Origin of the sequence: Pontibacter aquaedesilientis, assembly GCF_014773225.1 — a bacterium.
Taxonomy (GTDB): domain Bacteria; phylum Bacteroidota; class Bacteroidia; order Cytophagales; family Hymenobacteraceae; genus Pontibacter; species Pontibacter aquaedesilientis.
This window is the reverse complement of record NZ_JACXAJ010000003.1, coordinates 218335-232157: the sequence shown is the minus strand read 5'-3', so window position 1 is coordinate 232157 and position 13823 is coordinate 218335. Positions and strand designations below refer to the sequence as shown.

Genomic DNA, 13823 nt, shown 5'->3' with positions numbered 1-13823 from the left:
ATTAATAATGTTTTACACTGAATTGGTAAAACAGCAAAATAAAAATCCAAATTATCTTGAAGTAATCTAAGCTACTTTAAACCAGCCTTATTTTTATTGACTTTTGTAAATAAATAATTGGCTCCTGTTTAAGGTGTCTATCCATGATCCAAAAATATGCTTGATAAAGCATGTCGAAAATGGCTTGATGGCTCATTGTGCTTCAGGTATTACCTAATCTTATCAGAGTCCTCCAACTTTTATTGCGTGTTATGAAAAACATCTACTACACACATTTGGCCACTTATACCCTATGGCCAACCTCCAAAGTGCCCGGACAGGCTTTAAGCAGCAAAGTACTTGTGTTTATGTTACTTTGTGCCTTGACATTGGTTAGCGCAAAGAGCATGGCGCAAACAGGTACTAACGTTTATACCAACCCATTTACAACCTTAGCGCAACAGAACAATGCAACTGCCAATTTAACAAAAGGTATAGGGCCAACTTATCCTGGTGGAGAATTAACAATTAGCACGGGCACTGGACAAAATAATAGTTACGAAGGGTGGATTTACATTGCTACTAACTACCCAGCTAAAGTTGGATATACTTATACATTTTCATTAAAAGCAAGAGTTAGCGGTAGTGGAACAAACAGAAACGGAGCATTTTTCGTGAAAGTTGGCAGTTCAGCAACTAACTTCTCTACTAGCGGGACTACAGTGATTCCGCTTACTGCCCTGGATAGTGACAATATTGTTATGCAGAATTTTACTTCTTCTAAAACACAGTTCACAAGTACGCAGCCGTTAGTTATCGCAATTAATATCAGTGGCAGTCGCAATAATTCAGCCATTCACTTTGATGACGTCATAATTACAGAAATATGTGCTCCAGATGCGCCAGGGGTAACCCCTGCAGGCAGTTGTGCTTCGTCAGCAAGCTTAACATTAAGGGCCTCCGGCGCTACTGGTAGCAACTACTACCGTTGGTACAAAGAGGCACAGGGAGGGACTGCTATTCCAAACCAGACTGGCTCCACATACACCACCGAGGTTCTTACACAAACGACTACATATTATGTAGCGATAGTAAATAATGTGGTTGGTTGCGAAAGCCAGAGAGTGCCCGTTACGGCCAGCATTGCCAAGCTTACTGCACCTACCGTAACCTCAAATGCTCAATGCACAAATGGATCGCGTACCATCACGTTCACAGCAAGCGGTGCAGGAGCAAATGAAGACTACAGATGGTACAACAGCAGTGATCAGGTGGTTGCTACAGGGACTACGATTACCCGAAGTACAAATACCAATGGTGATCCGGGAGTATATTATGTAAGAAAGTTCAGCACAACCGATGCAGGCTGCCAAAGTGATCCGACTTATCTGGTTGTGCCTGGCAACAACCCAACTCCAACTACGCCTGCCAATATCACTGCTAATAATCGATGTATCGGGACTTCGTACACGGTTCAGCCGGTACAGGAACTAGGCATGACCTACAGGTGGTTTAACTCAAGTGATCAATTTCTGACTGAAGGTTTAACCTATACCATTAACCCTGTAAACAGTGGCACTTCCATTTACTACTATAGAAAATTAAACACAGCAACGGGCTGTATCAGTGAGAGGGCTACTGTTACAGTTACAGCGAATGCTTATGAGTTACAACCAAATGATGTAGCTGGACGAGCAACCGTTTGTCAAGGTGCCCAGTCAGTAATTTATAATGTGCCAAGCGTGGCAGGCGCTACTTATTTATGGAGTGTATCATCAAATTCACCTTCTTCAGCTGCAACGATCTCGTCAGGGGCAGGAACGAACCAAATTACTGTAAACTATCCTTCAAGCGGGTTTACTGGTTCGATATCTGTTAATGTCAGTAATAGCTGTAGCAGTTATACTTCGAATCTTGCTGTACAGGCTACAAATGGCAATATTGCTAAAGGCGAAATTGTGGAGCCGAGCAACCTGGAACTAGGGAAGCCTGCTGTATTTAAGTTCGAGATGAATGTGCCAGATGCCGAAATTGTTAATATACAGTGGTACCAGCGTACATCACCCTCTAATGTGTGGAGCAAAGTTGGGTCTGGACGAGATTTGGTTTATGAAGCAATGCCGGGTAATATCAATGGTCTGCAAGTAGATATTGAGTTGCGGCCTACAACAGCGGGCACTTATTGCCTTGCAAACTTAGGTCTGACCAAGACGTACACAGCAAATTCGTTCTCTATTGATAATACAGACATTGTTCCACTACCAGTAGAGTTGGTTTCATTCAAAGCACAGCCTCATACCAAAGGCGTAAGCTTAACGTGGGCAACAGCCTCAGAGCTGGACAACAAGGGTTTCGAAGTACAAGTCTCCACCAATAGCAAAGATTTTGCGACAGTGGGTTTTGTAGAGAGCAAAGCAGGAACTACCTCTATCAGGCAAGAGTACAGCTTCCTGGATACAAAGGCAGTAGCGGGCACACGTTACTACCGTCTCAAGCAAATTGACTTTAGCGGTAAGTTTGAGTACTCTGCTATAAAAGCTGTGGTGCTTGGTGGAGGTACTGGCGCAGTTGCCGCTTACCCTAACCCATTTGAGGATGTGGTGGTTGTGAAGTTAAACGGCACCGAAGCACGTAAAGTAAACGTAATGCTAACCAATTCGATGGGAAGAGCAATCCTGAAGCGTCAGGAAGAAACAGAAGGAAGCATCATTACAATAGACATGTCTGGCATTACAGCCAAAGGTATATACATACTGCACGTGCTTGACAATGGTAAAAAGCATTCCTTCAAACTGATGAAGCGATAGCAGGCACCAGAGTATATAATAGTATTAGCAAAAAGAGCTGCAGGTCCGCCTGCAGCTCTTTTTTCGTTCAACGCATTTCAAGATGCTTTGAAAAGCCTCCCTATCAAGGGCCAGTTTCGGCACTGTTCTCCTGCCCATCTCATCACAGCTTGATCTCTTTCTCGCCCCTCTTATACATGAGCGGTAGCGGGGTCCTGAAGTTGTAATTTTCAGGATTAAGTCCTCCTCAACACAAATATCTTAGTTGGTAAAAGTAATATTCTATAGAGGTAACTTATAGTTTCTGTAAAACAGCATCTTGCATAAACAATAAGTTATCTTAAAAGATGCAAAACCCAAGCAAACTATATTGCACTATAGCGAGATATAGAATTAATCGATTTGCCAATATATTAGATTCCAATGCAATCTTTGGATAGTGAAGAGTTAACGGGGTAAGCTTATATTTTATTTGAAACGAAGTCCAAATATTTAAAGGAAGATCACTAGAGGGCATATATATAAAATATGCGAAATCGCATTCGTAAAGCATATTAATTAAGGTATATTGAAAAGAGACAAAAAAACCATTTAATAAAATGCTGAAATGAAAGATAAATTATCTTATTTTGTGGCAATTAACTTTACAATAAAACAGCACAAATTTTTTCATACCCTTAACTTCTAGCTATGGCACAACTCTACAATCCCCCATTCAACCGGCTAATTTGCTCGCTGCTGCTGCAGTGCGTGATGATGCTGGGCCTTGCCATTACTGGTATGGCGCAAACATACCCAGACCCTTTGAAGTACGATGGTCCGTGGCGCGTAAGCAATCAACCTAATGTGACCAGCTCTGGTTTGAGTTCAGATGGTTTGGAGATCAGCCCCAGTACCTCTGGCGGATCGGCCCAGCTGAGAACAACGACTGCGTTTGTAGACATTAAGCTACATGACGCCAGCCAAGTTGGTACAACAGGGTATAAAGTGAGCTTTAGCCTGATTGCAACTGCACCTGCTGATATGCAGGTAAATTATCGATTAGAAGACGGAAGCACTGTGGTAGCGGAAAATACTTACCCTGCCACCACTGTTGCTTCGCGGCATAATATATACTTGCCGAGCAATGCTACCAACGTAATTTTCAAGCGTGCTGAGTTAAGTTCTGCTTATCTGTTCCTGGACGCTATCGAAGTGTCGCAGCAGCCGGAGCTCGTGAGTTTCAATCCGGCTACAGGTATACCAACAACTGAAGTAACCATCACTGGTGTGCACCTGGATGAAACCAGCAATGTGTTTTTTGGTGCAATAGCAGCAGTGCCTACCAGTAAAAGCAGCACGCAAGTAGTAGTGGCTGTGCCAAGAGGGGCCATTAGCGCTCCCATTAAAGTTGTCACTCCTTATGGGGAGGCAACTAGCGGAACAGATTTTATGGTGCCGAAGCCTGAGTTCGCGAAGGCAGCATTTACCACTGCACCTGAGTTCAGTCCTTCGACTGCTGGTCCCGGAGAAACCGTGGTGCTCAACGGACGTTATTTCACAGATGTAAGGCAAGTACTGTTTAATGGGGTGAATGCTCCTGACTTTGTTGTTGTTGATGATAAGAGCATAACCGTGACCGTTCCACTTGCAGCCACATCAGGACCGATCACTTTGAACAGCCCTGCCGGAAATGCAACATCATCCACATTTACCGTACTTGGCCCCCAGATTATAGCACAGGCAGCCGGTGAGGAAAACGAAGGACTTGAATTCTCGCCAGCAACCGGACCTGTAGGAACAGAAGTAACAATCTATGGCAAGTATTTCCTGGCCGTTAGCGAAGTGCTCTTCAACAATGCGGCAGCAACTTTTACAGCACTAAGCGATAACAAAATTACAGCAACGGTTCCGGTTGGGGCAAGAACAGGTTTTATAACTGTTAAAAGCCCAGCAGGCCAAGCATTAACCGCAACAGAGTTTGAGTTGCCAGCCCCTGCCTTCGCTGATTACACAGTAGATGGCTCCCAGTTCCTGCCAACATCAGCAGGCCCTGGCATGCAAGTCACACTGTTCGGTACCAACCTTGCAAGCGCCAGCCGCGTGGTGTTCTTAGGCGACGAATTGGATGAAACGGATGACAGGGAAGGAACAATCGTAACGCCTTTGACGAGCACTAGCGATACCGAACTGGCTGTGTTAGTGCCAGCAGACGCCAAGTCGGGTCTGATCCGAGTTATCGCGCCAGGTATGTCAAACACAGAAGTGTCAACGACCAGCACGCAAGAGTTCACATTTGTGCCAGCGCCAACCATTGCCAGCGTTGCCACTACTGATGGAGGCCTGACTTATGCCCTGGTAGGCGAAGAGGTAACCATTACAGGTACAAACTTCCAAACTGCCACAACTGTTGCACTTGGCAATGCGACCATTGTGAAGGCAGATCCGAATAATAGCATAGAAGGATTTACTGTGAACACTGATGGTACCACGATTACCTTTAACATACCTGCTACAGCTACAACAGGAAAAGTAACAGTAACCACACTGGGTGGCGAAGCAGAATGGGACGGTACTTTTGATGTTATTTTGGCACCGGTTATCACCGCTGTTGATCCAATAAGAGGGCCTATTGGCAGAAAGATCAAGCTATCCGGAGAAAACCTGAAATATGTGACCGAGGTGACTTTCCTGGGTGATAATGGAGTTGCAGGTCCGGAAGACGTACGGGTGAGCTTTGAGGCGCCAAATGCAAGCGACTCTGAATTAGTGTTTGTTGTGCCAGTAGGTGCCGAGACAGGCAAGCTGTTGGTGACAAACCCTGCTGATGGAACAGAAACCGCACTATTTACGGTAGTCCGCAATCCGGAAATCCTCACCATAACGCCTAATAAAGGTATAGCTGGAACAGAAGTAACCATAACAGGTTACAACTTCCTGAATGAGGGAACTACAACAGTGACTTTTGCAGGTACCCCGGATGCTATACCTGCCGATAACCTAAGCATTACAACTGACTCTACGATGACCGTTAATGTGCCAGCAGGTGCTGTGACAGGTGTTATCACTGCCTCCAATAGCTTTGGTTCAGGTGAAAGCGCTGAGTTCTTTATTTTCCAATTGCCAACCATCACTTCCTTCACTCCGGAGCGGGGCATAGTAGGCAATCAGGTGACGATCAGCGGTACCAACTTCTACGATGAAGGTATGGTGGTCACTTTCTTAGGTGTAGACACCGACAATACAGATAATGTTGTTGCGACTAATATCTCAGTAAATGTGGCGGAGCAGACAATCACAGCTACTGTGCCAGCAGGAGCCGTTACAGGTCAACTAATGGTAACAAACCCAGCTGGTGACAGTGCCCCAAGTACAGAATCTTATGAAGTTGTAACAACAGCTGAGATTCTGAGCTTCACGCCAACAGAAGGAAAAGTAACTGCGCCAGTAACGATCAGTGGTTGGTTAATGCAGAATGTAACTGATGTGGCGTTTAACGGAACAAAGGTTACCGTAACACCAAACGCCGACGGTAAGACCATTAACACAGCAGTGCCAGCAAGTGCTACGACAGGTCCGCTTTCGCTTTACGAAGGTACGGAGTTAGTATTCACGACAACCGAGATCTTCACCGTAATACCTGCGCCAACCATTTACTCTTTCAACCCAACAAGTGGTGTAGCAGAGACAGAGGTTACGATTACAGGTACAAACTTTGAAGGTATAACAGAAGTGCTCTTCAACGGTGTGGCAGTGGAAGACCTGTCAGTTACATCACCGCTTCAAACCGAAGTAATTGATAATGTAACCTACCAGAAGTTTACCGTTAAAGTTCCGAATGACGCCACTACCGGCTTCATTACGATTACAGCAGCAGGTGGCACCGTGGTAAGCGATGACGAGTTTGTGGTGCCAGTGCCGGCGAACATTACTTTCACGCCACAAACCAGCTATGCCAACCAATTGGTAACGATCAACGGTAACTTCTTCAAGAATATCCAGCGTGTAACTTTCAATGGTGTAGCAGCTGATATCGACAACATTGATATTACAGTAGGCGCGGGAGGTGTGGAGTCATTCACAGTAAAAGCGCCATTTGATGCCGGAACAGGTCCGATTGTCATCACAACGTCAGCTGGCGAAGGTACAAGTGCAAGCAACTACACTGTTATTGAGCCTGTGATAACTAGTACCTCAGTAAATCAGGGATATGCAGACAGAACGGTTATAACCTTAACTGGAGATAACTTTACAAAATACTGGGATGAGGTGATCGGCGAAGAAGCCGACGGACTGCCAATAGTTGAATTCCAGGGCGTGAATTCCAGAGTAATTGCCACTGTTGAGCCTGGTTATACCAACACTTCTATTACAGTTACCGTGCCGGCCAATGCAAGGTCAGGTGGAATTACAGTACGCTCAGGTAGTGGTGTGAGTGCTCCTTTCGCCTTCACCGTGCTTGCTCCAACTATCTCTGCCGTAAACCCAACAGCAGTGTATGCCGGAGAGCGTGTGACAGTGACAGGCACTAACTACGTGGATGTGACAAGTGTATCCTACGGTGGTGTTACCATTGCTAAAGATGACGTTACAGGCTATAAGGTGATTGATGAAAACACGATAGAGTTTGTCGCTCCTTTTATGCCTGTCTCAAGCACCAATTCACTAGGTATAACCACTCTGAGCGGAACAACTTCATCAACGCTTTTGACAGTTTATAAGCCAATTGTAGCAAGCATAGTAAGAACCAATACATCAAGTCAAAGAGTGTATGCAGGTGTAAGCACTGTAACCATTACCGGTACCAGGTTTGATGAATACTATGATGGGAACGGGGTTAACAGGGCTGCTCCAAGCGTAACATTTACAGGGGCTGGCTCTACACGTGTCTCTGCTACCATTCAAAGTGCAACCTATAGCAGTAATGAGGCAGGTACAGACGTGCTAGTCGTAGAGGTGCCGGCTAACGCACTTACAGGTAGAGTGCAGGTGACTAGTGGAAGCGGCACAGGACAGTCTGCCGAAATTACCATAATTGGGGCGCCAACTATTGCCTCATTTAGCCCTGCGGCTGAAGTGGTAGGAGGATCGTTTACGATTACTGGTACCAATCTGGACGAAGCCACGAGTGTGACGTTCCTAGGCAGAGAGGAAGTAACGGGAGATGAATTCACCGTTAATGCAGCTGGGTTCACATCCAATACAAGCTCTACCATTACCTTAAACGTGCCGGCAGGAGCAGTGGCAGGAAAGATAATGGTGTCAACGCCACGGACATCGAACAATACTGCGACTAGTTCGAATGTCTTCAGGATTGTGAAAGCACCAGTTATTACAAGCATCGACGAAACAGAGCAGCAGGCCACCAAAACAATCACTATAAGAGGAGCCAACCTGTGGGACGTTTATACCGATAACCCAAGCGGAGCTATCAAAGTGTGGTTCAAAGGCCACGGCAATGGCACAACGATACCTGCACCAGCAGATGAGCAGGTCGAAATTGATGCCACAGTTAACAGCTACGACCTGGTAAACGGGGATTGGGTGATTGTAACGGTTCCAAGAGATGCTATCACAGGGTTCATTAGAGTGGAGAATGCTGCAGGGCAGGCCACTACAGCTTCTGAATTCAATGTGACCAGCCCGGTAATAGTAAGGTTCGAGAAAGTAAGTGGAATTGAGATTAAAAGCGACAACAGAGCCCGAATTGACGAGACAGTGCTTATCAGAGGCTATCAATTAAAGGAGATTGGCTCTATTAGAATAGGTAGCCAGAACGTGATCAGCTTTAAAGAAGCCGAGGGCGATCCGACAACTGCCGAAATAGTTATCCCTAGAGGTGCCAGGACAAATCCTGTTCAAGTTACATCGTTAGGCTACACTGAAACAAGCAGCCAGGCGCTTGAAATTGGAACACCTACAATTGTAGTAACTCCAACTAGCTTAAGCTTCAAGGTTAACGCAGGGGAAATTTCGGAAAGCAAGTCTTATAAGTTAAGCGCTCAAAACCTTGCAATGGGTGAGGATCTTGAGATAGCCGTACTGGATCCTAACAACTTTGTGATATCACTGGATGAAATCAACTGGAATAGAGGATTTTCAATTACACCGGATGAATCTGGAAATGTTGCAGAGCGTCAAATTTTCGTGAGAAATGAGCCAGGCGCAGATGCATCGGTTAATCAGACCGGTCGTGTTGCAAATAGCTCATTTGATGCAACAACAAGATTCGTGGCACTGAACTCGACCATTACCCCACTACCGGTAGAACTGATCGCCTTCAACGCTACCAAGCAAAGCAATGGAGTACAGTTGGACTGGGCGACTGCATCTGAGCAGGACAACGACTACTTCGAAGTGCAGATGACAGAGGACTTGAAGTCTGAGTTTAAAACGGTTGGCAAAGTGAAGAGCAAAGTTGGAACGACTTCAATCCGTCAGGACTACCAGTTTGTTCACAAAGGCAACTTCGCTGGCACTCGTTACTACAGACTGAAGCAGGTGGACCTGGATGGTACTTCGGACTACAGTAAAGTGGTAGCCGTATCAGCGAACGACGTGAACCTGGCTGTTGGACCAAGGGTATACCCTAACCCGATTCAGGCAGACTCGAAGCTGGAATACAACGCTGAGACTGATGGTAAGCTGCATGTAAGAGTAGTAAACATGAATGGCACAGCGGTTTACAACCAGTCTTACGATATAGCGGCTGGCAGCAACACGATCATCCTGAACATGAACAGTAACCTGCCAAAAGGTATCTATATCCTGATGGCAGAATTCAATGGCAAAACAGAGCAGGTGAAACTCCTGAAGCAGTAAGCCAGCGAATTGTAAATAAATTCTGGAAAGGCCCGCCACGTATGGCGGGCCTTTTTGTTTGAGTATGTGGCGGAGGACGAGCAGGATAAGCTAAATTAACAAACCCGAAATCCAGCAGCAGAACCCGCTCCGTATATAAACTTTTGAAACATTGGTTTATTCGGGTGCATGCTTTAATTTTGAAGGATTCTAAAACCATAGGAGCAATGCAAAAAGACACAGCTATATTTGACCTAATTGCAAAAGAAAAGGCACGCCAGACGCACGGCATCGAACTGATCGCATCCGAAAACTTCGTTTCGGAGCAGGTAATGCAAGCCATGGGCAGCGTGATGACGAACAAATACGCCGAAGGCCTGCCAGGCAAACGCTACTATGGTGGCTGCGAGATTGTGGATCAGTCGGAGCAACTGGCCATCGACCGGGCCAAAGAACTATTTGGAGCTACGTGGGCTAACGTGCAGCCGCACTCTGGCGCACAGGCCAATGCAGCGGTGATGCTGGCTGTGCTGCAGCCTGGCGACAAAATCCTGGGTTTTGACCTGTCGCACGGTGGTCACCTTACACACGGTTCACCGGTTAACTTCTCGGGTAAACTATACCAGCCATCATTTTATGGGGTGGAGCAGGAAACAGGACTGATCGATTTTGACAAAGTAGTGGAGACTGCCCGTCGTGAAAAGCCGAAGCTGATCATTTGCGGTGCTTCTGCCTACAGCCGCGACTGGGACTATAAAAAACTGCGTGCCGCTGCCGATGAGGTAGGTGCACTTTTGCTGGCCGATATCTCCCACCCTTCCGGTCTGATCGCCAAAGGGCTTTTGAACAACCCGTTTGAGCACTGCCATATTATCACCACGACCACGCACAAAACGCTGCGTGGGCCACGAGGCGGTATGATCATGATGGGGCAGGATTTCGAAAATCCATTCGGTCTGAAGACTCCTAAGGGGGAAGTGCGCATGATGTCCTCTTTGTTAGACGGGGCTGTGTTCCCAGGTACGCAGGGTGGCCCATTGGAGCACGTGATCGCAGCAAAAGCGGTTGCCTACTACGAAGCACTGTCTGACGATTACATGGGCTATATCCAGCAAGTACAAAAGAACGCGCAAGCGATGGCTTCTGCTTTTGTAGAGCGAGGCTACAACATCATTTCGGGGGGCACAGACAACCACATGATGCTGATTGACCTGCGCTCTAAAGGTATAACTGGCAAGCTGGCAGAAAACACACTGGTGAAAGCCGACATTACCATCAACAAAAACATGGTGCCATTTGACGACAAATCGCCGTTCGTAACGTCAGGTATGCGCGTAGGTACAGCCGCGATCACAACACGTGGTCTGAAAGAGACTGACATGGCCCGCATTGTGGAGCTGATGGACGATGTACTGACCAACAATGACAACGACAGCAAAATAGATGAAGTGCGCAAAGAAGTGAATAGCTGGATGCAGCAATTCCCGCTTTTCGCTTATTAATACATAAAGCTTATTAAAAGAGCCACAATAGATGGACCAACCATACCTGGAGGGAGGAGAACAGCAGCAGGAGATGTCCTTTGTGGATCATCTGGAGGAGTTAAGATGGCATATCATCCGGTCAGTGGGCTCCATTCTTGTGTTCGCTATCGCGGCGTTCATGGCCAAGGGCTTCGTTTTCCATGATATCATTCTGGCTCCTTCCCGCACGGACTTCTTTAGTTATAAATTCATGTGCGAGATTGGGCAGCGCATAGGCTCTGATGTACTTTGCATCGAAGACCTTGGGTTCACGATACAGAGTCGGCAGATGAGCGGGCAGTTTGCCATGCACATTATGGTGTCGCTGGTGCTGGGCTTAGCCTGTGCCTTCCCGTATGCCTTTTGGGAGATCTGGCGCTTCATCAAACCGGGACTATACCCACAAGAGCAGCAAAACTCGCGCGGTGCCGTTTTCTGGGTATCCGTTCTGTTTGCGATGGGCCTGCTCTTTGGCTATTATGTAGTTTCCCCGATCTCGATCAACTTCCTGGCGGGCTATCAGGTAGACCCTACCATTTTGAATGAGTTTGATTTGTCTTCGTACATCTCCACGCTCACGACGCTCTGCCTGGCCTGTGCTTTTATGTTTGAGTTACCGGTTATCGTATACTTCTTCACCAAAGCCGGCTTGCTATCGCCAGAGATCATGAAGTTGTACCGCCGTCATTCTATTGTGGTGATACTGGTGCTCTCGGCGATCATCACGCCGCCGGACGTGATCAGCCAGCTTTTGATTTCATTTCCTTTGATCTTGCTCTATGAAGTGAGTATCAGTGTGTCAAGGAGAATCATCAAAAGCGATCTGAAAAGGTTAAACGAAAATAACGCTTAATATTATGGGATATAAAATAGCTATCGGCGGAGACCACGCCGGCTTCACATACAAAAACCTGATAAAGGAACAGCTGGCTACAGGAGGCCATGAAGTGACTGATTTCGGTCCTGGTTCCGATGCCTCTGTGGATTATCCGGACCATGTGCACCCACTGGCAAAATCCGTAGCAAAAAACGAAGCCGATTTTGGCATACTGATTTGCGGAAGCGGTAACGGTGTGGCCATGACAGCCAACAAATACCAGGAGATACGTGCCGCGCTTTGCTGGAAGGCCGAGCTGGCTAAACTGGCCAGAGAACACAACAACGCCAATGTGCTTTGTATACCTGCCCGCTTTGTATCAGAGCAAGAGGCTGCTGATATGGTTCGTGTATTTCTAGAGACAGCGTTTGAAGGTGGTCGTCACCAGAACCGCGTAGACAAGATCCCTGTTTGCTAAAGCAGGTATAGCGCTTTAACGAGACTTTTTATAGACTGCCGCTGTTTGCGTAGGTGCATAACCTTCGAAAACAGACGGCAGTTTGTGTTTTAGCTCAGGCATGAGGCCCGCTTGGTCTACAATGTAAGCAGGGGCTTCATTTCTGAAATTCAGGTATAGCTCATACACTGCCTGGTACTCGTTAAGACGACCAAAATGTCGTTGCGACAATTGCCAGTTCAGGTATGGCGTAGCCAGTTTGTTGTGCTCGTAGTAGCTAAGGTCATCACCCAACACGAGTACCGTGCTGCCAGAGAACTTAGAGGCTGGCTTTTGCTGCGGCAGTAAGAGGCTGGAGTCATCAATTCGGACAAAGCGCTCGAGGCCCAGCGGTTCCCGGTAACGGAGCAAAATCACGCCGCCCAGCAGCACAAAGAACATCAGGTTAAGGATCCACTTCTTGGTACGACTGGTGAACAGAAACTCCCCGAAATAAGCAATAGGCGGTAGAATAATCAGAAAAGAAGCCACTGAAAGTTCGCTTCTGGTAATCAGGAAGACGACGCTGACGAGCAGCCACACCGTCATGAGTTGCTGAAACTTGCCCTGAAACACCAATCGAAGAGGCAGTGAGGTGGTGCTGATAAGCGATAGCAGCAATATCAAGCCAGGCAAGGCCATAACCAAAGCCAGATGAGCGGGAGGCAGTAACGTGTTAATCCCAAATTGCCAGGGCTGTGCCAGGTGCATCTCCAGGAAAAAGGATGTCGTGTTGGTGTAAAGGTAGTAGGTTATCAGCACAGCATACGGAAACGCAAAACCACACAGCATGAGCAGGAAGCTGCGGAAGGTGTTGGAGGCAAACAGCACGACCCCAAAAGCAGCTACCACCAGAAACAAGGTCAGAGGCAGATAACTCAAGGCCGCCAATCCGACCATGAACCCACCTACAAAAAGCCGGTTGTTCTCAAAGCCCTCCCGGGAGATGGTGATGATATAAGGCAAAGACAGAATGACAAAGGTATTGCCGATGAGGAGAGGCGTGAGCATATCAAACTCAAAAGTGAGGCTCCCCATGAGCAGGTATAGCAGGGCCGGGATATAGCCTTTGCCGGCGTATACCTGGTGCCTGTTTAGGGTGACGTTGAGCATGATGGCCTGGAACAGCAGCAGGAAGGTGGCCGTGAGCCTATAGGTCAGGTATGAGCGGCCCGCTATCACATCGATTGTCCAGTAAACAAAGGCTGAAAGGGGCGCAGTGCTGTCGTAGATATCGCGGTACATGGCAAAGCCATCCGCCATGCGCTCCCCCACCAGCATGGAAAACAACTCAGACGCAGTGGCAGGTATACCCAGGAAAACCAAGGGCAAACGGATAGCCAGGAACAATAATACCAGCAGAAATAAGCGGGATGGCAGTATGCTTCGGAAGTAACTAATCAAAGGAAGACGGAGTTAGAAGGAACTATACACCGGCCTGA

Annotated in this window: 6 protein-coding genes; 5 read left to right on the top strand and 1 reads right to left on the bottom strand. The window is 47.1% G+C overall.

Annotation, left to right across the window (positions count from 1 at the left end; genetic code table 11):
- The first annotated feature begins 251 nt into the window (after positions 1 to 251).
- From H9Q13_RS18020 to rpiB, 5 genes are all read left to right on the top strand, one after another.
- Complete coding sequence (locus H9Q13_RS18020) at positions 252 to 2786, top strand: Ig-like domain-containing protein (RefSeq protein ID WP_224744189.1); 2535 nt, start codon at positions 252 to 254, stop codon at positions 2784 to 2786.
- Between the two features lie 669 nt (positions 2787 to 3455).
- Positions 3456 to 9566, top strand: a complete 6111-nt coding sequence (locus tag H9Q13_RS09430; RefSeq protein WP_191183546.1) for an IPT/TIG domain-containing protein — start codon at positions 3456 to 3458, stop codon at positions 9564 to 9566.
- 206 nt (positions 9567 to 9772) lie between these two features.
- Complete coding sequence (glyA, locus tag H9Q13_RS09425; RefSeq protein ID WP_191183545.1) at positions 9773 to 11047, top strand: serine hydroxymethyltransferase; 1275 nt, start codon at positions 9773 to 9775, stop codon at positions 11045 to 11047.
- Positions 11048 to 11078: 31 nt separating this feature from the next.
- Positions 11079 to 11921 (top strand): twin-arginine translocase subunit TatC, encoded by an 843-nt coding sequence (tatC, locus tag H9Q13_RS09420; protein ID WP_191183544.1) that lies wholly within the window; start codon positions 11079 to 11081, stop codon positions 11919 to 11921.
- A 4-nt stretch (positions 11922 to 11925) separates the two neighbouring features.
- Positions 11926 to 12363 carry a ribose 5-phosphate isomerase B gene (gene rpiB, locus H9Q13_RS09415; protein ID WP_191183543.1) on the top strand — a complete coding sequence of 146 codons (438 nt, stop codon included), beginning with the start codon at positions 11926 to 11928 and terminating at the stop codon, positions 12361 to 12363.
- Between the two features lie 15 nt (positions 12364 to 12378).
- Here rpiB and H9Q13_RS09410 read toward each other — a convergent pair whose 3' ends face one another.
- On the bottom strand, positions 12379 to 13785 hold the full coding sequence (locus H9Q13_RS09410; RefSeq protein WP_191183542.1) for a hypothetical protein: 1407 nt from the start codon (positions 13783 to 13785) through the stop codon (positions 12379 to 12381).
- Positions 13786 to 13823: the final 38 nt, after the last annotated feature.

What these genes read in the sequence shown, in the direction of transcription:
- H9Q13_RS18020 (WP_224744189.1), top strand. Translation starts at nt 252, where the DNA reads ATGAAAAACATCTACTACACACATTTGGCCACTTATACCCTATGGCCA.
- H9Q13_RS09430 (WP_191183546.1), top strand. Translation starts at nt 3,456, where the DNA reads ATGGCACAACTCTACAATCCCCCATTCAACCGGCTAATTTGCTCGCTG.
- glyA (WP_191183545.1), top strand. Translation starts at nt 9,773, where the DNA reads ATGCAAAAAGACACAGCTATATTTGACCTAATTGCAAAAGAAAAGGCA.
- tatC (WP_191183544.1), top strand. Translation starts at nt 11,079, where the DNA reads ATGGACCAACCATACCTGGAGGGAGGAGAACAGCAGCAGGAGATGTCC.
- rpiB (WP_191183543.1), top strand. Translation starts at nt 11,926, where the DNA reads ATGGGATATAAAATAGCTATCGGCGGAGACCACGCCGGCTTCACATAC.